1 protein-coding gene is annotated in these 720 nt (G+C 73.8%); it reads right to left on the bottom strand.

The genetic code is table 11. The annotated features are described in order from the left end of the window. Positions 1 to 7 precede the first annotated feature (7 nt). The coding region (gene radC, locus HG543_RS53970) for a RadC family protein (protein WP_169352716.1) at positions 8 to 720 on the bottom strand (713 nt) is incomplete at its 5' end.

Genomic DNA, 720 nt, shown 5'->3' with positions numbered 1-720 from the left:
CCCACCATCAGCCACCTCCTCCCGCCGCGCCCCATGCGCGCCTCGCTTCCCGCTCCGCTTCTGGCAACAGGCCCCGCTCCATCATCGACACGTAGCCGCCGTCCCCCACCACCACGTGGTCCAGCACCTTGATGTTGAGCAGCTCCGCCCCGGCCACGAGGTGCCGCGTCAGGCCCACGTCCTGGACGCTGGGCTCCGGATCTCCGGACGGGTGGTTGTGCGCGAGGACGATGCCCGTGGCCCGCGACGTGAGCGCCGCGGCGAACACCTCGCGCGGATCCACCGGGCACGCGTTCATGGTGCCCTCCGCCACGCGCGCGTCATGCACCAGCACGTTGCGCGCGTTGAAGCACAGCACGTGAAACACCTCGCGCCGCATCGCGCCCATCGTCGGCGCCAGGTACGCGTGAATCTCTTTCGGCGTGCGCAGCTTCGGCCGCCGCTCCACGGCCCGCTGCGCGCGGCGCCCCAGCTCCAGCGCCGCCAGCACCTGCGCGGCCCGTGCTGGCCCCACGCCCGGCACGAGGCTCAGCGCCAGCGGCTCCTCGTGCACCAGCGCCTTGAGGCCGCCCGCACGCGACAGCAGCGTGCCCGCCAGCTCCGGCGCACCGGGCGTCCGCGTGCCCGGACCCCACACCACGCATAGAAGCTCCAGGTCGGTGAGGGCCTCCGCCCCCAACCGGAAGAGGCGCTCTCGCGACTCCTCCCCGCCGCCCGTCC

The sequence above is a fragment of the Pyxidicoccus fallax genome (assembly GCF_012933655.1).
GTDB lineage: Bacteria > Myxococcota > Myxococcia > Myxococcales > Myxococcaceae > Myxococcus > Myxococcus fallax.
Note: the sequence above shows the minus strand (reverse complement) of the source record. Positions and strands in the feature narration are given on the sequence as shown.